This is a genomic window from Desulfatibacillum aliphaticivorans DSM 15576, assembly GCF_000429905.1.
GTDB classification, from domain to species: Bacteria; Desulfobacterota; Desulfobacteria; order Desulfobacterales; family Desulfatibacillaceae; genus Desulfatibacillum; species Desulfatibacillum aliphaticivorans.
Genome location: NZ_AUCT01000030.1, coordinates 66587 through 83276 on the forward strand (window position 1 = coordinate 66587; position 16690 = coordinate 83276).

Here is a 16690-nt window from a genome sequence, read left to right on the forward strand (position 1 = left end):
ACGGACCAAGAGCTCTTATGCCGAAGACATTTTACATAAACACCTTGGGCTGCAAGGTGAACCAATACGAGTCGGACAACCTGGCCTGCATTCTGGAGAAAGCCGGGATGACGCGGGTGGGCGAGAAGCAGAAAGCCGATGTGGTGGTGGTGAACACCTGCACCGTCACCCATAAAGCCTCTACGCAGTCCAGACAGGCGCTCAGACAGGCCATCAAGGCCCACAAAGGGGCGTTGGTGCTTGCAACCGGGTGCTACGCTCAAAGCGAGCCTGAGGCCCTTGAAAGCATCAAGGGGGTTTCCTTTGTGGTGGACAACACCCAAAGGCATCTCATCCCTCAAATCATAGAAAAGGAAAGCCCTCGCAAATCCGCCGAGAAGTTGTGCGGCGAAATTCGCTCTCACCACGATTTTCCGGTTCCGGACATACCCGTGCCGGGAACCAGAAGCCGGCCTTTTTTGAAAATCCAGGACGGATGCAACGCATTCTGCACCTATTGCATTGTGCCCTACACCCGGGGGCCAAGCCGGAGCATGCCCTGGGACGCGGTCCTGCGGCATGTTGCCCACCTCACCGGCCAGGGATTCGGCGAAATCGTATTCACCGGCATCCACCTGGGCTATTACGGGCAGGACCTGGATCCGCCCACGGACCTGGTTTCCTTACTGAAGGAGTTGGAGGGCCGCATGGAGTCAGGCAGGCTCCGTTTAAGCTCCATTGAGCCCAAGGAAGTCAGCCAGGATCTTTTGGACCTTATGGCCGGCTCAAAGCGGATTTGCCCGCACCTTCACCTGCCTCTGCAGAGCGGAGACAGCGAGATCCTGGAAAGAATGAACCGCCCCTATTCCGCGGAGTTTTTCGAAGAGCTTGTCCACAACGTCAGAAAAGCGCTGCCCGAGGCGGGAATCGGCGTGGACGTGTTGGTGGGCTTTCCCGGCGAGACCGAGGAGCATTTCAAGACGGCCCTATCCCTGCTGGAAAGGCTGCCCGCCTCTTATTTCCATGTTTTTCCCTATTCCCAGAGGCAGGGAACGCCGGCCGCCAAGTTTCCGGATCAGGTTCCGCCGGACGTATTGGCCAAACGGACCAAAATCATTCGCGACCTGGGGGGCTTAAAGCGCCTGGCCTTTCATGCGGGAATCATCGGCAAGACTGTGGAGGTTTGCGTGGAAGGCAGGAAGGACGCCAAGACCGGCCTGCATAAGGGGGTGGCGCGCAATTACGTCCCCGTGCTTTTTTCCGCGGATGCGCCGCCGGTCAAGTCCAGCCTGGTCAGGGTGAAGGCCGAAAAGCTCACCCCCAAAGGCCGGGTTATCGGGACCCTGGAATGAAAAAAGGCGGCTTACAAAGCCGCCTTTTTTCGTTGTATATCTGCAAAAAGCCTTGTTATTCCTTGGCTTTTTCCTCTTCTTCGGCAGGAGCCTCTTCCTCTGCAGCTTCTTCTTCTGCAGGAGCTTCCTCTTCTGCGGGAGCTTCTTCTTCCGCAGGAGCGGCTTCCTCTTCCGCAGGAGCTTCCTCTGCAGGAGCCGCTTCCACGGCTTCAGCGGCCGGAGCTTCTTCTACAGGAGCGGCTTCCTTGGCGGGAGCGGCGGGTTTGGCTTCTTTGTCAGCCTTGGCTTTGCCCAAAGCGGTGAAGCGGCTTAACCAAGAGCCTTTTTCGCCCTTTTCCACCACGTCGCCGCCTACAAAATCCACCAGGGAGATGGGAGCGGCGTCGCCTTTGCGCATGCCTATTTTGGTGATGCGGGTGTAACCGCCGTTGATTTCGCCGAATCTTTCGTTGGCGGCTTCAAACAGCTTGTGCACCACTTGTTTATTGCGAATAACCGCCATTGCCTGACGCCGGGCGTGCAGATCGCCCCTCTTTGCGAGGGTGATCATCTGGTCGGCCCAGCGGCGCAGTTCCTTGGCCTTGGCGTCTGTCGTCTTCACTTGCCCGTTTTCAAAAAGGGAGGTCACCATGTTGCGGAACATGGCCTTTCTATGGGAAGACGTTCGATTTAACTTTACTCCGCCTTTTTGATGTCTCATGAGTCTTCGGTGTCTCCTTCTTCATCGCTTTCCTCGGGCGGCTGGAAGCCTTCCAGCTTCATGCCAAAGGAAAGTCCCATTTCGGAGAGAACCTCTTTGATCTCGTTGAGAGATTTTCTCCCGAAATTTTTGGTCTTCAACATCTCACTTTCCGTCTTCCGGACAAGCTCAAAAATCTTGTGAATACTGGCGTTCTTCAGGCAGTTCGCACTGCGCACGGAAAGTTCCAGTTCGTCAACGCTCCGGTACAGATTTTCATTGAATTCCGGGGCGTCGGTTTCTTCGGCTTCCACTTCCTGTTCCGGCTCCATCTCTTCATCGAAATTGATGAAGATGCTGATCTGCTCTTTCAGGATTTTGGCGGCGTAGGCCACGGCGTCTTCCGGGGTCAGGCTGCCATCCGTCCACACTTCCAGGGTCAGCTTGTCGTAGTCGGTGCGTTGGCCCACACGGGCGTTGCCCACTACATAGTTGACCCGGCGTATGGGAGAGAAAACCGAATCTATAGGAATGGTCCCAACGGGATCATCTTCATTCTTATTGGCTTCCGCCATGGCATAGCCTTTGCCGACCTGGCATTGCATCTCCATGCGGAAGACGCTGTCGTCGGAAATGGTGGCTATGTACAAGTCCGGATTCAGCACCTGAACCTTTCCGTTGGGGCTGATCAAGTCCCCTGCGGTTACGACGCCGGGACCCTGCTTTTCCAGATTGAGCGGGCAGGGGCCGGTTTCCGTCATGGTCAACCGGACTTCTTTCAGATTCAGGATAAGCTCCGACACGTCTTCCAGAACGCCTGGAATGGCGGAAAACTCATGCATGACGTTGTCGAACTTGACCGAAACAATGGCCGCTCCGTGCAACGAGGACAGAATGATCCTTCTGAGCGCGTTGCCCAGGGTCAACCCGAAGCCCCTCTCCAGAGGTTCGGTGATGAATTTTCCATGCGTCGGGGAGCTTTCCACCTGAACCCGCTGGGGTTTGATCAACTCCCGCCAGTTCATGTACATCAACTCGTTTACGGTCATTATCACCTCTCGAAGTTTGCGTACGTGGGACGGCGACCGCCCTTGGGCCGCCCTGTGTTAACCAGCCGAGGCTGCATAGCGGCAATAACGCGGCAGCCCCAGGATGGATGAACCCGGCAGACCCAACTACTTGGAGTAGAGTTCCACGATGAGCTGTTCCTGCATGGGCATGGTCAGGTCTTCCCTGACGGGATACGCATTCACAACGCCCTTGAAATTCGCCTTATCCAATTCCAGCCACTGGGGCAGACCCCGGCGGGCCACAGCTTCCATGGCATTGGTGATGACTGCCACGGTGCGGCTTTTTTCACGCACTTCGATCGTGTCGCCGATGCTGACCTGGGCGGAAGGGATATTTACTTTATGACCGTTGACCGTAAAGTGATTATGGCGGACCATCTGCCTTGCCTGAGTGCGGCAATCGGCGAAGCCCAGCCTGTAAATCACGTTGTCCAGTCTTCTCTCCAGGTTGACCAGCAGGTTCGTACCTGTAATGCCCTTGGCATGGTCAGCCTTTTTAAAGGTCAGATGGAACTGCTTTTCGGTCAAGCCGTACATTCTCTTGATTTTTTGTTTTTCACGCAGCTGGATTCCGTAATCGGAAATCTTGGTGCGCCGCTGTCCGTGTTGTCCGGGAGGATAGCTCCTGCGATCAAAGGCGCATTTATCGGAATAACAGCGGTCCCCTTTCAAGAACAACTTTAAGTTTTCGCGCCTGCAGATCCTGCAGACCGAACCACGATACCTTGCCAAAACGGCCTCCTTTTTTTATAACGCCAAAAAGATCAAACCCTGCGCCTTTTGCGGGGGCGGCATCCATTGTGAGGAACGGGTGTAACGTCCCGAAGCATAACCACGTTCAAACCGGCGCCCTGGAGGGCCCGAAGGGCGGATTCCCTGCCCGAACCTGGTCCTTTCACATACACTTCAACGTTCCGCATGCCGTGCTCCATCGCCTTTTTGGCGGCGTCTTCAGCAGCAAGCTGAGCCGCAAACGGAGTGCTTTTACGTGAGCCTTTGAAGCCCACAACGCCAGCGCTAGACCAGGACACCACAGCTCCGGAAGGATCTGTGATTGTCACAATGGTGTTATTAAAGGTGGCCTGAATGTGAGCCACTCCACTGGGTATGTTCTTTTTGTCCCGCTTACGCGCAACCTTTCGTTTAGCCATTTCACCACCAGTAAGTTAAGGTTACTTCTTTTTGGCTCCGCCCTTTTTCTTGACCGCGGCCCTACGGGGGCCCTTTCTGGTCCGGGCATTGGTGCTCGTTCTCTGTCCGTGTACAGGCAGGCCTCTCCGGTGACGGAGACCCCGGTAGCAACCCAGGTCCATGAGCCTTTTGATGTTCATGGAAATCTGAGTCCGGAGCTCGCCTTCAACCCGGTATTTGCTGTCTATCAGTTTCCTGATATCATTGACCTGGCCTTCGGTAAGATCATCTGTCTTGGTGTCCGGGTCGATGCCCAGCTCTTCCAATATCTTAGAGGATGTGGAGCGACCGATACCAAAAATATAGGTAAGGCCAATCTCTATACGCTTTCTCTTCGGCAAGTCTACGCCCGCGATACGTGCCATTTGGCTTTTCCCCTATCCTTGTCTTTGTTTATGGCGTTTGTTTTCGCAGATCACTCTGACAACGCCTTTACGCTTAACAATTTTGCACTTGCTGCAAATCCGTTTTACTGATGCCCTGACCTTCATTGTCATCTCCTGGTAAAGAAGAGCGCTCTTCGCCTGCGGCGATGGAGCGGCTATGCTTCCTTAGCGATGGTTATTTGAACCTGTAAGTAATGCGCCCCCGGGTTAAATCATAGGGGGATAGTTCCACTGTCACCTTGTCCCCAGGCAGGATCTTGATGAAGTGCATCCGCATCTTGCCTGAAATATGGGCCAATACCTGGTGTTTGTTTTCCAATTCCACCTTGAACATGGCGTTGGGCAGCGTTTCCACTACCGTCCCTTGAACCTCAATGGCATCTTCCTTGGCCATTACTCGCTCCCGTCTACGGCGCTCAAAATCACCGGACCGTCTTCCAAAATAGCAATTGTATGCTCAAAATGGGCAGACAAGGTCCCGTCCCTTGTCACCGCGGTCCAACCATCATCCAAAACATCCACCTCGTACCTTCCGGCATTCACCATGGGCTCTATGGCTATGGTCATGCCAGCCTTCAAACGAGGACCTCGGCCGGGGGCGCCGAAGTTAGGCACTTGGGGTTCTTCATGCAACTCTTTTCCTATGCCGTGCCCCACAAAACTGCGGACGACCGAGAAACCCGCCGCCTCAACGCATTTCTGCACAGCCGCAGAAATGTCCGAGACGCGATTTCCAGGCCGGGCCTGATCTATTCCGGCGTAGAGGGATTGTTCGGTCACATCCATAAGTTGCTGCGCGTCCCGGCTAATGGAACCCACAGCCACCGTAACGGCCGAATCGCCGAAATAGCCTTCCTTCCTGACTCCAAAATCCATGGAAAGGATGTCCCCTTCCTTGAGTTGGCGGTCAGAAGGAAATCCGTGAACCACCTGTTCGTTCACGGAGGCGCACAGGGCGAATGGAAACCCCCTGTATCCCAGGAAGGCGGGCTTGCAATCGAAGTCCTTACACATCTTCCTGGCTAAAGCGTCCAGTTCAAGGGTGGTGACACCCGGTTTGACCATGGACGCCAGTTTTTTCAACACTGTGCCAACAATCTGGTTGGCGTTCCTTATCAGTTCAATCTCCCTGCGAGACTTAAGAACAAACATAATTCAGCTATCGTCCCCGCGTTTTTCCGCCCTTCTTGAGAAAGCCCTCATAATGCCGTGTGATCATGTGGGATTCCATCTGGGCGATGGTATCCAGGGCCACGCCTACCACGATAAGCAGAGCGGTGCCGCCGAAATAAAAGGGAACCTTGAACATTACCATCAAAGCTGTGGGCATGACGCACACGGCCGACACATAGATGGCCCCGCCAAGGGTAATGCGGGTCAGGACTTTGTCAATGTAATCGGCAGTCCTTTTTCCAGGTCGCACGCCCGGAATGTACCCGCCGTATTTCTTCAAGTTATCCGCCACGTCCACCGGATTAAAGGTGACAGCCGTATAGAAATAGCAGAAAAAGAAGATAAAGGCCACATAGGGAATTTCCCAAATGCCGGTTCCGGGGGTGAGCCACTCAGCAAACTTGTTGAGGGCTTCGATTCCCGAAAACTGGGCGATGGTGGCCGGAAACATCATGAGCGACGAGGCGAAGATGGGCGGAATAACGCCGCTCTGGTTGATCTTGAGCGGCAAGTGGGTTTTCTGTCCGCCGTACTGCCTGCGCCCCACAACCCGTTTGGCGTACTGCACGGGTATTCGTCTTTGGGCCGTTTCCACAAAGATAATCAACCCGATGACCGCAACCATAAAAATCGCCAGGCCCGCGACCGTGAAGACGCCCAAGGTGCCGGCGCCGATCAGGGTGATGGTCTTGGATACGGCTGCCGGGCCTCTGGCCACGATGCCCGCGAAGATAATCAGCGAGATGCCGTTTCCTATGCCGCGCTCCGTGATGGTCTCACCCAGCCACATGATAAAGGCGGTGCCAGCGGTGAGGGTGATCACGGTCATGATCCGGAAGCTCCATCCGCCGACAGGCACGATCTCCCCAGCGGAGCTGGCCATTTGCTCCAGGCCCACGGCAATGCCGAAGCCCTGAATAATGGATAGGAGCACCGTCCCGTAACGGGTGTACTGGGTGATCTTCTTGCGTCCTGCATCCCCTTCCTTGGACAGCCTTTCCAAATGCGGAATGACCACCGTGAGGAGTTGGAGAATAATGGACGCGCTGATGTAAGGCATAATGCCGAGGGCGAAAACGGACAACCGTTCAAGCGCCCCGCCGGAAAACATGTCAAAGAGCCCGAGAATGGTGTCCTGATGCGCAGCGAAAAAAGCCGCCAACGCGTTGCCGTCCACTCCGGGAGTAGGTATATGTACGCCGATGCGATACACAGCCAAAAGGCCTGCTGTAATCAATACGCGGCGCTTTAACTCCGGGATCTTGAAAATGTTCTGAAAACCACCGCCTACCATAATTTAAGCTGCCTCGATCTTCCCGCCGGCCTTTTCGATTTTTTCTTTGGCCGACTCGCTCCATTGGTCCGCTTTGACGGTCAGGGCCTGGGTGATTTCGCCATGTCCCAGGATCTTGACGCCGTCCACCTTGCCGGAAATCAGCCTGGCCTCTCTTAATGCGGCGGCGTCCACCACAGAGTCGGCTTCAAAACGGGCCAAATCGCGAACGTTGACCGCAGCGATTTTTTTGGCGAATATGTTGCAAAACCCACGTTTGGGCAGCCGGCGATGCACTGGCATCTGGCCGCCTTCAAAACCTGGACGCACACCGCCGCCGGAACGGGCTTTCTGGCCTTTGTGTCCCTTGCCTGCGGTTTTTCCCAGGCCGGATCCAGGGCCGCGGCCCTTGCGTTTTCTTGCTGTCCGCGCCCCCTTTGGGGGGGAGAGTTCGTTGAGCTTCATGCCTGCTACTCCTTAACTGAAACCAGATGCGAAACTTTGTGGATCATGCCGCGAATGCACGGAGTGTCTTCCAGTTCCACGGTTTTATTCAATTTGGTGAGACCCATGCCGCGCAGGACTTTCCGGTGCTTTTCGGGTCTGGCTATCATACTCTTGACCAGCGTCACCTTGATTTTCTGCTTCATCGTTCTTCCCTTGTCCTTGCTAAGGCCTGATTAGGGCATCAGAGTTTCAGGACTCACGCCCCGCCGGGCTGCCACGGCCTCCCGGGTTTCCAGAGATTTCAGGCCTTCAATCGTAGCCTTCACCACGTTGTGCGGGTTGTGGGAGCCCTGGCACTTGGTAAGGATGTTACCGATGCCGACCGCTTCCAACACAGCGCGCACGGCGCCGCCGGCGATCACGCCTGTACCGGGCCTGGCAGGCTTCAGGAGCACCTTGCCGGCTCCGAAGCGTCCAACGACCTCAAAGGGGATGGTCTGGTTGACCACGGGAATCCGAACCATGGAGCGCTTTGCTGCTTCCACGCCCTTACGGATGGCTTCGGGAACTTCCCCGGCCTTGCCCAGGCCGCTGCCCACTCTGCCTTCGCCATCTCCCACCACGACCACGGCGGAGAAGGAGAAGCGGCGGCCGCCCTTGACGACCTTGGCGACACGACTGATGTGCACCACTTTATCGATAAATTCTTTTTCGTCTCTATCCTGTTGTTTCTGCAAGACCCAATCTCCTTGGCCTAAAATTCCAACCCGCCATCGCGGGCCCCGGTGGACACTGCCTTCACGCGACCATGGTACAGGAAGCCATTCCGGTCAAATACCACTTTGGTCACACCCTTTTCCTTGGCCCTTTGGGCGACGAGCTTGCCCACGAACTTGGCCGCCTCGACCTTGCTCTCAAAGCCGCCCTTATCCTTGGCTTCTTTGTCCAGGGTAGAGGCGCCGGCGATGGTCTGGCCGGTTTCGTCTATGATCACCTGCGCGTATATGTGCTTGGCGCTACGAAAAACCGACAGCCTGGGGCGATCCTGGGTTCCGAACAATTTCTTGCGGACCCTCACCTTGCGTTTTTCGTGGGTTCTGTTTTTCTTACTCGGTTTTGCCATGACTTTTACCCAATATTTCGCATTAAAAGTTTGGGGCAAGATTACCGCGCGCTAAGCGCCGGTTTTACCTGCCTTGCGAATGATGCGCTCTTCAGCGTACTTGATTCCCTTGCCCTTGTAAGGCTCAGGCGGCCTTAAGGCCCGAATGGAAGCCGCGGTCTGTCCCAGCAGCTCGTTATCAATGCCTTCCAAGGTGATGTTATTCTTCTTGTCCACCTCGGCGGTAATGCCTTGGGGCAAAGGAAAATCCACCGGGTGGGAGAAGCCCAGAGTCAGGTTCAAGGTCTGGCCGTTCAGTTCGGCCTTGTACCCAATGCCGTTCACTTCCAGAACCCGCTTGAAACCTGTGCTCACTCCGGTGACCATGTTGGCGACCAGGCTGCGTACAAGACCTTGCACCGCCGTGATTTTCCTTCTCTCGACCACAGGCACAACCGTGATCTCGTCGCCTTCTATCTTCAGTTCTACGTCAGGATGCAGGGGGCGTTCCAGCTTGCCCTTCTCTCCCTGAACGGTCACCGTGCCGTTGGACACGGTAACTTTCGTTTTTGCCGGTATTGGAATCGGCTTTTTTCCTACCCGGGACATTGCAAACTCCTTGAACAATTGAAACCGCAACCTGGGTTATTGTTTCTCATATGACGCACAGCGTCGGGCCATACTAGTATCCGGCGGCCTTTTATAGCTAATATAAAAGGCATTACCAGACTTTGCAGATCACCTCACCGCCCACGTTCTTAATCCTAGCCTCGCGGTCGGTCATTACGCCCTGGGACGTGGTGAGAATGGCGCTGCCCATGCCGTGAAGGACAGGCTTGACATCCTTGGCCTTCAAATACACTCGGCGACCTGGGCGACTAACCCGTTCGATCCCGTAAATAACTGGGGTCTGGCTGGGCCCATACTTGAGGTACACGCGCAAAATGCCCTGCTTGTCGTCCTTGATGACCTTATAGTTCTTGATGAAACCTTCATCTTTCAGAACCCTGGCCACGTCAATTTTTACATTAGAGGCAGGGATGTCCACCTGAGTAAACCGGGCTTTAACGCCATTTCGGATTCTGGTGAGCATGTCCGCCAATGGATCTGTCATTCCCATCAAACCTCTCCGTTATCATTAACAACATACTTCCGGGACCTTTTCCCGGGTATGGGCTTTTGGCACAAGTGCAGTTTACCAACTCGATTTGATCACGCCAGGAAGCAATCCTTCGGAAGCCATGTTCCGAAAGCAGATCCTGCAAATGCCAAATTTCCGCATGTAGCCTCTGGGCCTACCGCACAAAGGACATCTGTTGTAGGTCCTGACCTTGAACTTTGGTGTGCGCTGCGCTTTTATACAAAGGGATTTCCTTGCCAAAACTACCTCCTTGATTGACCGTCGGCTGTGCCAGTCAACTACTTTCTGAACGGCATTCCCAAGAGCGTCAGCAACCTCCGCCCTTCTTCGTCGTTTTTGGCCGTTGTGACTATGGTAATGTTCAAGCCCTTGACCTTGTCAATCCTGTCGTAATTGATCTCAGGGAAGATGATCTGCTCCCTGATGCCAAGGGTGTAATTTCCCCTGCCGTCGAAGGCCTTGGGGGAAATCCCCCGAAAGTCGCGGACGCGGGGCAGTGTGACGTTCACCAGCTTGTTCAGGAAGTCGTACATCCTGTCCCGGCGCAGGGTGGCGGTCACGCCGATGGGCATGCCTTCCCTGAGCTTGAAAGCGGCGATGGATTTTTTCGCCTTGGTCACTACGGGCTTTTGCCCGGAGATCAAGGTGAGTTCGTCGACGGCGCCTTCCAGAATCTTGTTGTTCTGGATCGCTTCTCCCAGGCCCATGTTCAGGACCACTTTGGAAAGCCGGGGAATCTGCATTGCGTTGGAGTAGCCGAACTCCTCCTGCAGCTTAGGCGCCACGTTTTCTAAATATTCCGTCCTCAAAGTTGACATCTTTATTCCTCCGCCAACCGGCGTCTTAGCCCAAAGGTTCGTTGCATTTGGGGCAAACCCGGACTTTTTTTCCGTCTTCCAACACCCGGTTGGCCGCGCGAACAGGGGCTACGCACTTCTCGCACATCACCATGACGTTGGACCAATGAAGCGGGGCCTCCATATCAATGATGCCGCCCTGCTTGGTCATTCCGCCAGGTTTTTGGTGCCGTTTGACCATATTCAAATTCTCGACAATAACCTTCTCTTTATCTGCCAGGACCCTGAGCACATTGCCTACTTTGCCTTTTTCCCTGCCGGCAATGACTTTGACCCTGTCGCCTTTTTTAATGGGGCAAGCCTTGTTCATTTTCTTGGCCTCTCCTGCGTCGCCCTTGACGGAATTATAAAACTTCCGGCGCCAGCGAAATGATTTTCATAAATCTTTTTGCACGAAGCTCCCTGGCGACAGGCCCGAAAATACGGGTGCCGATAGGTTCTTTCGTAGCATTGATCAAAACCGCGGAGTTGTCGTCAAACCGAATGTAGGTTCCGTCGGGACGACGGATTTCCTTTTTGGTCCGAACGATCACGGCTTTCATAACGTCGCCCTTCTTCACCTTGGAATTGGGTATGGCTTCCTTCACGGAGACCACAATGATGTCTCCCACCGATGCGTACCGGCGTTTGGAGCCACCCAAAACCTTGATGCAGCCGAGCACTTTGGCCCCTGAATTGTCAGCAACCGTTAGCCTGGTTTCTGCCTGAATCATTTCATCACCCCTTTAACTAGACCGCCTTTTCCAGAATCTGGGTCACTCGCCACCGTTTGGTCTTGGACAGAGGCCTGGATTCCGCAATTTGAACCAAGTCTCCCATGCCGCAGCTATTGGACTCGTCATGGGCCGAGTAACGGGCGCGCCTCTTGATGTATTTTTTGTAGAGGGGGTGTTTTACGGTTCTCTCGATCAGGACTACGACCGTTTTATCCATGCGGTCGCTAACAACCGTCCCCACCATCCTTTTCTTATTTCCTCGTTCCTTCATAGTCCGCAAACCCGTATGCCTGAAAAGGGTTATTGTTCCACTTCCTTCAAAATAGTCTTCAACCGGGCGACTTCTTTCTTGGTTTTATTCAGCCGGGCGGTGTTTTCCAACTGGCCCGTGGCATGCTGAAACCGAAGATTGAACATCTCCTGGGTGCTGTCATCTATTTTGCGGCGGATTTCATCCGCTCCCATCTCTCTAATTTCTTTTGCCTTCATGATTAGCTCCGTGCCACAATCTTGGTCTTGATAGGCAGCTTATGCGCGGCAAGGCGCAGAGCCTCGGCAGCCAGTTCATAGGACACGCCGTCCATTTCGTACAGAATTCTACCTGGCTTAATCACGGCCACCCAGCCTTCCGGGGCGCCTTTACCTTTACCCATCCGGACTTCGGCGGGCTTTTTGGTGAAGGGCTTGTCCGGAAAGATTCTGATCCAGATTTTGCCGCCCCTCTTCACGTGGCGCGTCATGGCGATACGAGCGGCTTCGATCTGACGGTTGGTAACGAATCCGCATTCCAACGCCTGCAGCCCGAACTGCCCGAAATTCAAGACGCCGCCCCTGCGGGCGACTCCCTGCATGCGCCCTTTTTGCACCTTGCGATGTTTTACTTTCTTAGGACTAAGCATGACCTAAATACTCCTATCACACGGCAGTGTTTCGCCGTGGGTTAACTATTCCAACGACTATGCAGTAGGATTGGCGGCTTCCGTGTCGCTCTTCAGGATCTCGCCCTTGAAGATGAAAACCTTGACCCCAATCACACCGTATGTGGTGTTGGCTTCGGTGTATCCGTAATCGATGTCCGCTCTCAAAGTATGCAGGGGCATACGGCCTTCGCGGTACCATTCCCGGCGGGCCATTTCCGCGCCGCCCAAACGGCCGGCGGCCATGATCTTCACGCCCTGGGCGCCGAAACGCATGGCCGAGCTGATGCCGCGCTTCATAGCCCGGCGGAAAGCCACGCGGCGTTCCAACTGCATAGCCACGTTCTCAGCCACAAGCTGAGCGTCCAGTTCCGGCTTTCTCACCTCCTGGATGTCGATGAGGACTTCGTTGTCCACCATCTTTTCCAGTTCCTTCTTGAGCTGTTCGATTTCCGAACCTTTTTTTCCGATGACAATACCGGGCCTGGCTGCAAAGACGCGCAGACGCACACGCCTGCCGGAGCGTTCGATTTCGATCTTGGAGATGCCGGCGTGGTGCAGTTTCTTCTTAAGGAACTTGCGCAGCTTGAAATCCTCACGGATAAACTCTGCGTACTTTCCCTTTTCAGCATACCACCGGGAATCCCACGTCTTGACGATTCCCAGCCTTAATCCTATGGGATTTACCTTCTGGCCCACGTATTCCTCCTTATGCGGCGCATCATTGCTCTAAAACCACGGTAATGTGGCTGGTGCGTTTTAAGATTCTGGCCCCACGGCCCTGAGCGCGGGCCCGGAACCTCTTCAATGTGGGCCCTTGATCGGCGATAACGCCCTTGATGACCAGGTCGTCCACGTCCACCCCGCCCACTTCGGCGTTGGCCACTGCTGAACGGATGACCTTGGCGATCATGGCTGCGGATTTCTGGGGCATGAACTGTAATACGTTCAACCCTGCTTCCACCGGTTTCCCCTTGACTGCGTCGGCGACCTTGCGGACCTTTTGAGGAGAAACACGCATGTATTTTGCTGTCGCTTTAACTTGCATTTTTAATCAGTCCTCTTCCGGGCCTTATTATTTGCCCCGGGTCTTTTTATCTCCGGCGTGCCCGTAGAAGGTCCTTGTCGGCGAAAATTCGCCCAGCTTGTGGCCGACCATGTTTTCGGTCACGAACACCGGGAGAAACTTTTTGCCGTTATGCACAGCCAGGGTCAGGCCCACCATCTCCGGGATTATGGTTGAACGCCGGGACCAGGTGCGGATAACCCTTTTGCTGCGGCTTTCCTGGGCAACCATAACCTTATTCAATAACTTCGGCTCGATATACGGCCCTTTTTTTAATGACCGAGGCATAACCACTCCTAATGAATGCTATTTAGCGTTTATTGCGCTTTCTTACGATAAACTTGTCGGTTGTCTTGTTCTTCCGGGTCTTATACCCCTTGGTGGGCATGCCCCAAGGAGAACAAGGATGCCGGCCGCCTGAGGAACGGCCTTCGCCGCCGCCCATGGGATGGTCAACCGGGTTCATTGCCACGCCGCGTACGCTGGGCCTGCGGCCGAGCCAACGCTTGCGTCCGGCCTTACCCAAGGCCAGATTTTCGTGCTCCACGTTGCCGACCTGTCCGATGGTGGCCATGCACTTGAGCAGAACCAGACGAACTTCGCCGGAGGGCAGACGCACCTGAGCGTACTTGCCTTCCTTGGCAACCAATTGCGCGAAGGTTCCGGCGCCGCGAACGACTTGTCCGCCCTTGCCGACCTTCAACTCGATATTATGGATCTGGGTGCCCAGAGGGATGTTGTTGAGGGGAAGCGCGTTGCCGGGCTTGATGTCGGCTTCGGGTCCGCTTTCCACCATATCGCCCACCGTCAGGTTGACCGGGGCGATGATGTAACGTTTCTCTCCGTCCACGTAATGAAGAAGAGCGAGGCGTGCGCCGCGATTGGGATCGTATTCAATGGCGGCCACCTTGGCGGGGATGCCGGTTTTGTTCCGCTTGAAGTCCACAATCCGGAGTTGTCTGCGGGATCCTCCCCCGCGATGCCTGCAGGTGACGCGCCCGTTGGCATTCCTGCCGCCGCTTTTCTTGACCACCTTGATCAGGCTTTTTTCGGGCTTCTTTTTGGTGATTTCCTCAAAGGTGCCGAATTCCTGAAAACGCCTTCCGGGCGAAGTGGGTTTTGTTTTTCTGACCGCCATGGGTCGTCCTCCCAATTGAATATGCCGCGACCGAAATCGCGACAAGATGCCTATCTAGTTAAAACCTTGCCTGTCTATACGCCGTCGAAGAAATCAATGCGCGCGCCGGGAGCCAGGGTGACCATGGCCTTTTTCCAGTCGCGGCGTTTGCCCAGAACTTTTCCGCGGCGTTTGAACTTGCCATTGACCGTGGAGGTCCGCACGTCCAACACCTTGACCTTGAAAATCTTTTCTATGGCCCGGGCGATCTCAACCTTGTTGGCTTTCTTGTCCACCTCAAAGGTGAGCTGGTTGTTTTCTTCTTTTTGAATGGTGCTTTTTTCCGTCACCACCGGGCGTCTGATGATCTCGTATACGTTCATTAGAGCAACCTCCCTTCAATGGCTTCGATGGCGCCTTGGGCGAGAATGAGATTGCCGTACTTCAGAATGTCATATACGTTCAGACCGGCGGTGGGCATGACCTTCACGCCCTTCATGTTCCTGGCCGAAAGCTCCAGGTTCTTCTCTTCGCCTGTGGTGACGATGAGGGCGGTGTCCACGCCCATGGCCGCCATGGCTTCAGCGAAGGCCTTTGTCTTGATTTCCGGAAGATCCATGTTGTCCACGACCTTCAAGCTGTTGTCCGCCAGCTTGGAGGAAAGGGCCATTTTAAGGGCGGCTTTGCGCACTTTCTTGGGCACCTTATAGGAGTAGTCCCGGGGATGGGGCCCGAAAACCACGCCTCCGCCTCTCAGAACCGGAGACTTGATGTCGCCTTTTCTTGCGCGGCCTGTTCCTTTTTGGCGGTAGAGCTTCCGTGTGCTGCCGCGAACGTCGGAGCGGTTCTTGACGCATACCGTGCCGGCACGGCGGTTGGCCAGCTGCATGACCACGACTTCGTGGAGCACGCTGCCCTTTACTTCCACTCCGAAAATTTCGTCGGCCAGGTCAATTTCGGAAACCTTTTCGCCGCTCATGTTGCAAACTTCTACCTTTGCCATAACTATGCCTCATATCGCTTTCACGCGAAGGGACTGAGAATTGCAAGCCCCGTTGGTTTACTTGCCGCCGAACTTCAACTTTTTCAGCTCCAGCATGCCGGATTTAGCGCCGGGAACCGCCCCCTTGAGGAGGATGAGGTTTTGATCGGCCCGGATATCCACAATTTCCAGATTCCTTACGGTTTTCCGTTCCACTCCGTAATGGCCGGGCAGCTTTTTACCTTTAATAACCTTTGAAGGCCAGGCGCTGCAGCCGATGGAGCCAGGCCGGCGTTTACAACGGCCGCCGTGGGTCATTCTTCCGCCGCCGAAGCCGTGTCTTTTCATAACGCCTGCAAAACCGCGCCCTTTGGATACGCCTGCGACGTCAATTTTTTCGCCCACCGCGAACAACTCGGTGGATAGAGACTGTCCCAGCTCGAACTCCTCAGGATTGTCAACGGCGAATTCCTTGACCATGACATAAGCGGCGCCGCCGCTTTTCTCAAAGTGCCCAGTCTCGGGCTTGTTCGTATGGCGTTCCTTCTTAGGCCCGAAACCGAGTTGCAGGGCGTTGTATCCGTCTTTGTCCTTGGTCTTGATCTGGGTGACCACGCAAGGTCCGGCTTCGATCACCGTAACCGGAATGTGGCGCCCGTCAGACGAGAAAAGACCGGTCATCCCCAGTTTTTTTCCCAATATTCCTTTGCTCATGGCCTGTCACTTCCTGACTTAATACATCTGACCACGCCGCCCCGGCATGAGATCCGGGACCGGTGGGAGAGTATATTCTTCTATGGACGTACCCCGAATCACACTTTGATTTCGACATCCACTCCGGGGGAGAGGTCCAGTTTCATAAGAGCATCCACGGTCTGCTGGGTCGGTTCCAGAATGTCCAGCAGCCTTTTGTGGGTCCTTACCTCGAATTGCTCCCGCGATTTCTTGTCCACGTGGGGCGAACGAAGAACGCAGTACTTATTGATGCGCGTGGGCAGCGGGATGGGCCCCACAACCTTGGCCCCAGTGCGTCTGGCGGTATCGACTATGTCTGCGGCTGATTGGTCCAGGAGCTTATGGTCGTAAGCCTTAAGCCGAATCCGTATTTTGTCATTCATTAACATGGTATAAACCTGTAATCCTCTACTCTATAATTTCGGAAACGACGCCGGCGCCCACGGTGCGGCCGCCTTCACGGATGGCGAAGCGCACTTCCTTTTCCATGGCGATGGGCGTAATCAG

The 16690-nt window shown here is 54.9% G+C and carries 32 protein-coding genes; 1 reads left to right on the top strand and 31 read right to left on the bottom strand.

Annotated elements, in window-relative coordinates; translation table 11 throughout:
* Positions 1-17 precede the first annotated feature (17 nt).
* The gene (gene mtaB, locus G491_RS0122325) at positions 18-1331 is read left to right on the top strand and encodes a tRNA (N(6)-L-threonylcarbamoyladenosine(37)-C(2))-methylthiotransferase MtaB (protein ID WP_028316143.1); all 1314 of its coding nucleotides are present in this window, start codon (positions 18-20) and stop codon (positions 1329-1331) included.
* A 55-nt stretch (positions 1332-1386) separates the two neighbouring features.
* On the opposite strand, the gene rplQ is transcribed toward mtaB, so the two are convergent.
* The 31 genes from rplQ to G491_RS35050 all read right to left on the bottom strand — a co-directional run.
* Positions 1387-2031 (bottom strand): 50S ribosomal protein L17, encoded by a 645-nt coding sequence (gene rplQ / locus G491_RS36665; protein WP_012611016.1) that lies wholly within the window; start codon positions 2029-2031, stop codon positions 1387-1389.
* The gene (locus G491_RS0122335; RefSeq protein WP_012611017.1) at positions 2028-3059 is read right to left on the bottom strand and encodes a DNA-directed RNA polymerase subunit alpha; all 1032 of its coding nucleotides are present in this window, start codon (positions 3057-3059) and stop codon (positions 2028-2030) included. Before G491_RS0122335 ends, rplQ begins: the two co-directional genes overlap by 4 nt.
* A gap of 126 nt (positions 3060-3185) precedes the next feature.
* Positions 3186-3812, bottom strand: coding sequence for a 30S ribosomal protein S4 (gene rpsD / locus G491_RS0122340; RefSeq protein WP_012611018.1), 627 nt, complete (start codon positions 3810-3812; stop codon positions 3186-3188).
* A gap of 32 nt (positions 3813-3844) precedes the next feature.
* Entirely contained in the window at positions 3845-4231 is a 387-nt protein-coding gene (gene rpsK, locus G491_RS0122345; protein WP_012611019.1) for a 30S ribosomal protein S11, read from the bottom strand.
* 21 nt (positions 4232-4252) lie between these two features.
* Entirely contained in the window at positions 4253-4636 is a 384-nt protein-coding gene (gene rpsM / locus G491_RS0122350) for a 30S ribosomal protein S13 (RefSeq protein ID WP_012611020.1), read from the bottom strand.
* 12 nt (positions 4637-4648) lie between these two features.
* Positions 4649-4768 carry a 50S ribosomal protein L36 gene (gene rpmJ / locus G491_RS35040; protein WP_428829363.1) on the bottom strand — a complete coding sequence of 40 codons (120 nt, stop codon included), beginning with the start codon at positions 4766-4768 and terminating at the stop codon, positions 4649-4651.
* 64 nt (positions 4769-4832) lie between these two features.
* Positions 4833-5051, bottom strand: coding sequence for a translation initiation factor IF-1 (gene infA, locus G491_RS0122355; protein ID WP_012611021.1), 219 nt, complete (start codon positions 5049-5051; stop codon positions 4833-4835).
* Positions 5051-5809 (bottom strand): type I methionyl aminopeptidase, encoded by a 759-nt coding sequence (map, locus tag G491_RS0122360; protein WP_012611022.1) that lies wholly within the window; start codon positions 5807-5809, stop codon positions 5051-5053. Before map ends, infA begins: the two co-directional genes overlap by 1 nt.
* A 7-nt stretch (positions 5810-5816) precedes the next feature.
* Entirely contained in the window at positions 5817-7124 is a 1308-nt protein-coding gene (secY, locus tag G491_RS0122365; RefSeq protein WP_012611023.1) for a preprotein translocase subunit SecY, read from the bottom strand.
* 3 nt (positions 7125-7127) lie between these two features.
* A complete protein-coding gene (rplO, locus tag G491_RS0122370) occupies positions 7128-7568 on the bottom strand; it encodes a 50S ribosomal protein L15 (protein ID WP_012611024.1) in 441 nt (146 codons plus the stop codon).
* Between the two features lie 5 nt (positions 7569-7573).
* Entirely contained in the window at positions 7574-7753 is a 180-nt protein-coding gene (rpmD, locus tag G491_RS0122375; RefSeq protein ID WP_012611025.1) for a 50S ribosomal protein L30, read from the bottom strand.
* A gap of 30 nt (positions 7754-7783) precedes the next feature.
* Complete coding sequence (gene rpsE, locus G491_RS0122380; RefSeq protein WP_012611026.1) at positions 7784-8287, bottom strand: 30S ribosomal protein S5; 504 nt, start codon at positions 8285-8287, stop codon at positions 7784-7786.
* 17 nt (positions 8288-8304) lie between these two features.
* Entirely contained in the window at positions 8305-8673 is a 369-nt protein-coding gene (gene rplR, locus G491_RS0122385) for a 50S ribosomal protein L18 (protein ID WP_012611027.1), read from the bottom strand.
* Positions 8674-8724: 51 nt separating this feature from the next.
* A complete protein-coding gene (gene rplF, locus G491_RS0122390) occupies positions 8725-9261 on the bottom strand; it encodes a 50S ribosomal protein L6 (protein ID WP_012611028.1) in 537 nt (178 codons plus the stop codon).
* Positions 9262-9373: 112 nt separating this feature from the next.
* The gene (gene rpsH, locus G491_RS0122395) at positions 9374-9772 is read right to left on the bottom strand and encodes a 30S ribosomal protein S8 (RefSeq protein ID WP_012611029.1); all 399 of its coding nucleotides are present in this window, start codon (positions 9770-9772) and stop codon (positions 9374-9376) included.
* Positions 9773-9847: 75 nt separating this feature from the next.
* A complete protein-coding gene (locus G491_RS35045) occupies positions 9848-10033 on the bottom strand; it encodes a type Z 30S ribosomal protein S14 (RefSeq protein ID WP_084511644.1) in 186 nt (61 codons plus the stop codon).
* Positions 10034-10071: 38 nt separating this feature from the next.
* Positions 10072-10611 (bottom strand): 50S ribosomal protein L5, encoded by a 540-nt coding sequence (rplE, locus tag G491_RS0122400; RefSeq protein ID WP_012611031.1) that lies wholly within the window; start codon positions 10609-10611, stop codon positions 10072-10074.
* A 25-nt stretch (positions 10612-10636) separates the two neighbouring features.
* Entirely contained in the window at positions 10637-10960 is a 324-nt protein-coding gene (rplX, locus tag G491_RS0122405; RefSeq protein ID WP_012611032.1) for a 50S ribosomal protein L24, read from the bottom strand.
* 34 nt (positions 10961-10994) lie between these two features.
* Positions 10995-11363 (bottom strand): 50S ribosomal protein L14, encoded by a 369-nt coding sequence (rplN, locus tag G491_RS0122410; protein WP_012611033.1) that lies wholly within the window; start codon positions 11361-11363, stop codon positions 10995-10997.
* Positions 11364-11379: 16 nt separating this feature from the next.
* Positions 11380-11637, bottom strand: coding sequence for a 30S ribosomal protein S17 (rpsQ, locus tag G491_RS0122415; protein WP_028316147.1), 258 nt, complete (start codon positions 11635-11637; stop codon positions 11380-11382).
* Positions 11638-11666: 29 nt separating this feature from the next.
* On the bottom strand, positions 11667-11855 hold the full coding sequence (gene rpmC / locus G491_RS0122420; protein ID WP_012611035.1) for a 50S ribosomal protein L29: 189 nt from the start codon (positions 11853-11855) through the stop codon (positions 11667-11669).
* A gap of 2 nt (positions 11856-11857) precedes the next feature.
* Positions 11858-12265, bottom strand: coding sequence for a 50S ribosomal protein L16 (gene rplP, locus G491_RS0122425; protein WP_012611036.1), 408 nt, complete (start codon positions 12263-12265; stop codon positions 11858-11860).
* A 57-nt stretch (positions 12266-12322) separates the two neighbouring features.
* Positions 12323-12982, bottom strand: a complete 660-nt coding sequence (rpsC, locus tag G491_RS0122430) for a 30S ribosomal protein S3 (protein ID WP_012611037.1) — start codon at positions 12980-12982, stop codon at positions 12323-12325.
* A 22-nt stretch (positions 12983-13004) separates the two neighbouring features.
* Positions 13005-13331 carry a 50S ribosomal protein L22 gene (rplV, locus tag G491_RS0122435; RefSeq protein ID WP_012611038.1) on the bottom strand — a complete coding sequence of 109 codons (327 nt, stop codon included), beginning with the start codon at positions 13329-13331 and terminating at the stop codon, positions 13005-13007.
* 27 nt (positions 13332-13358) lie between these two features.
* Entirely contained in the window at positions 13359-13637 is a 279-nt protein-coding gene (gene rpsS, locus G491_RS0122440; protein WP_012611039.1) for a 30S ribosomal protein S19, read from the bottom strand.
* A 22-nt stretch (positions 13638-13659) separates the two neighbouring features.
* Complete coding sequence (rplB, locus tag G491_RS0122445) at positions 13660-14487, bottom strand: 50S ribosomal protein L2 (RefSeq protein ID WP_012611040.1); 828 nt, start codon at positions 14485-14487, stop codon at positions 13660-13662.
* Between the two features lie 74 nt (positions 14488-14561).
* Positions 14562-14849 carry a 50S ribosomal protein L23 gene (gene rplW, locus G491_RS0122450; RefSeq protein ID WP_028316148.1) on the bottom strand — a complete coding sequence of 96 codons (288 nt, stop codon included), beginning with the start codon at positions 14847-14849 and terminating at the stop codon, positions 14562-14564.
* Positions 14849-15469 (bottom strand): 50S ribosomal protein L4, encoded by a 621-nt coding sequence (rplD, locus tag G491_RS0122455; RefSeq protein WP_028316149.1) that lies wholly within the window; start codon positions 15467-15469, stop codon positions 14849-14851. Before rplD ends, rplW begins: the two co-directional genes overlap by 1 nt.
* Positions 15470-15526: 57 nt before the next feature.
* Positions 15527-16162: a 50S ribosomal protein L3 gene (gene rplC / locus G491_RS0122460; RefSeq protein ID WP_012611043.1), complete on the bottom strand. Its 636-nt coding sequence runs from the start codon at positions 16160-16162 to the stop codon at positions 15527-15529.
* 98 nt (positions 16163-16260) lie between these two features.
* Complete coding sequence (gene rpsJ, locus G491_RS0122465) at positions 16261-16572, bottom strand: 30S ribosomal protein S10 (RefSeq protein WP_012611044.1); 312 nt, start codon at positions 16570-16572, stop codon at positions 16261-16263.
* Between the two features lie 19 nt (positions 16573-16591).
* Positions 16592-16690: EF-Tu C-terminal domain-related protein (locus tag G491_RS35050; protein ID WP_157468502.1), on the bottom strand; the 99-nt coding region annotated here is incomplete at its 5' end.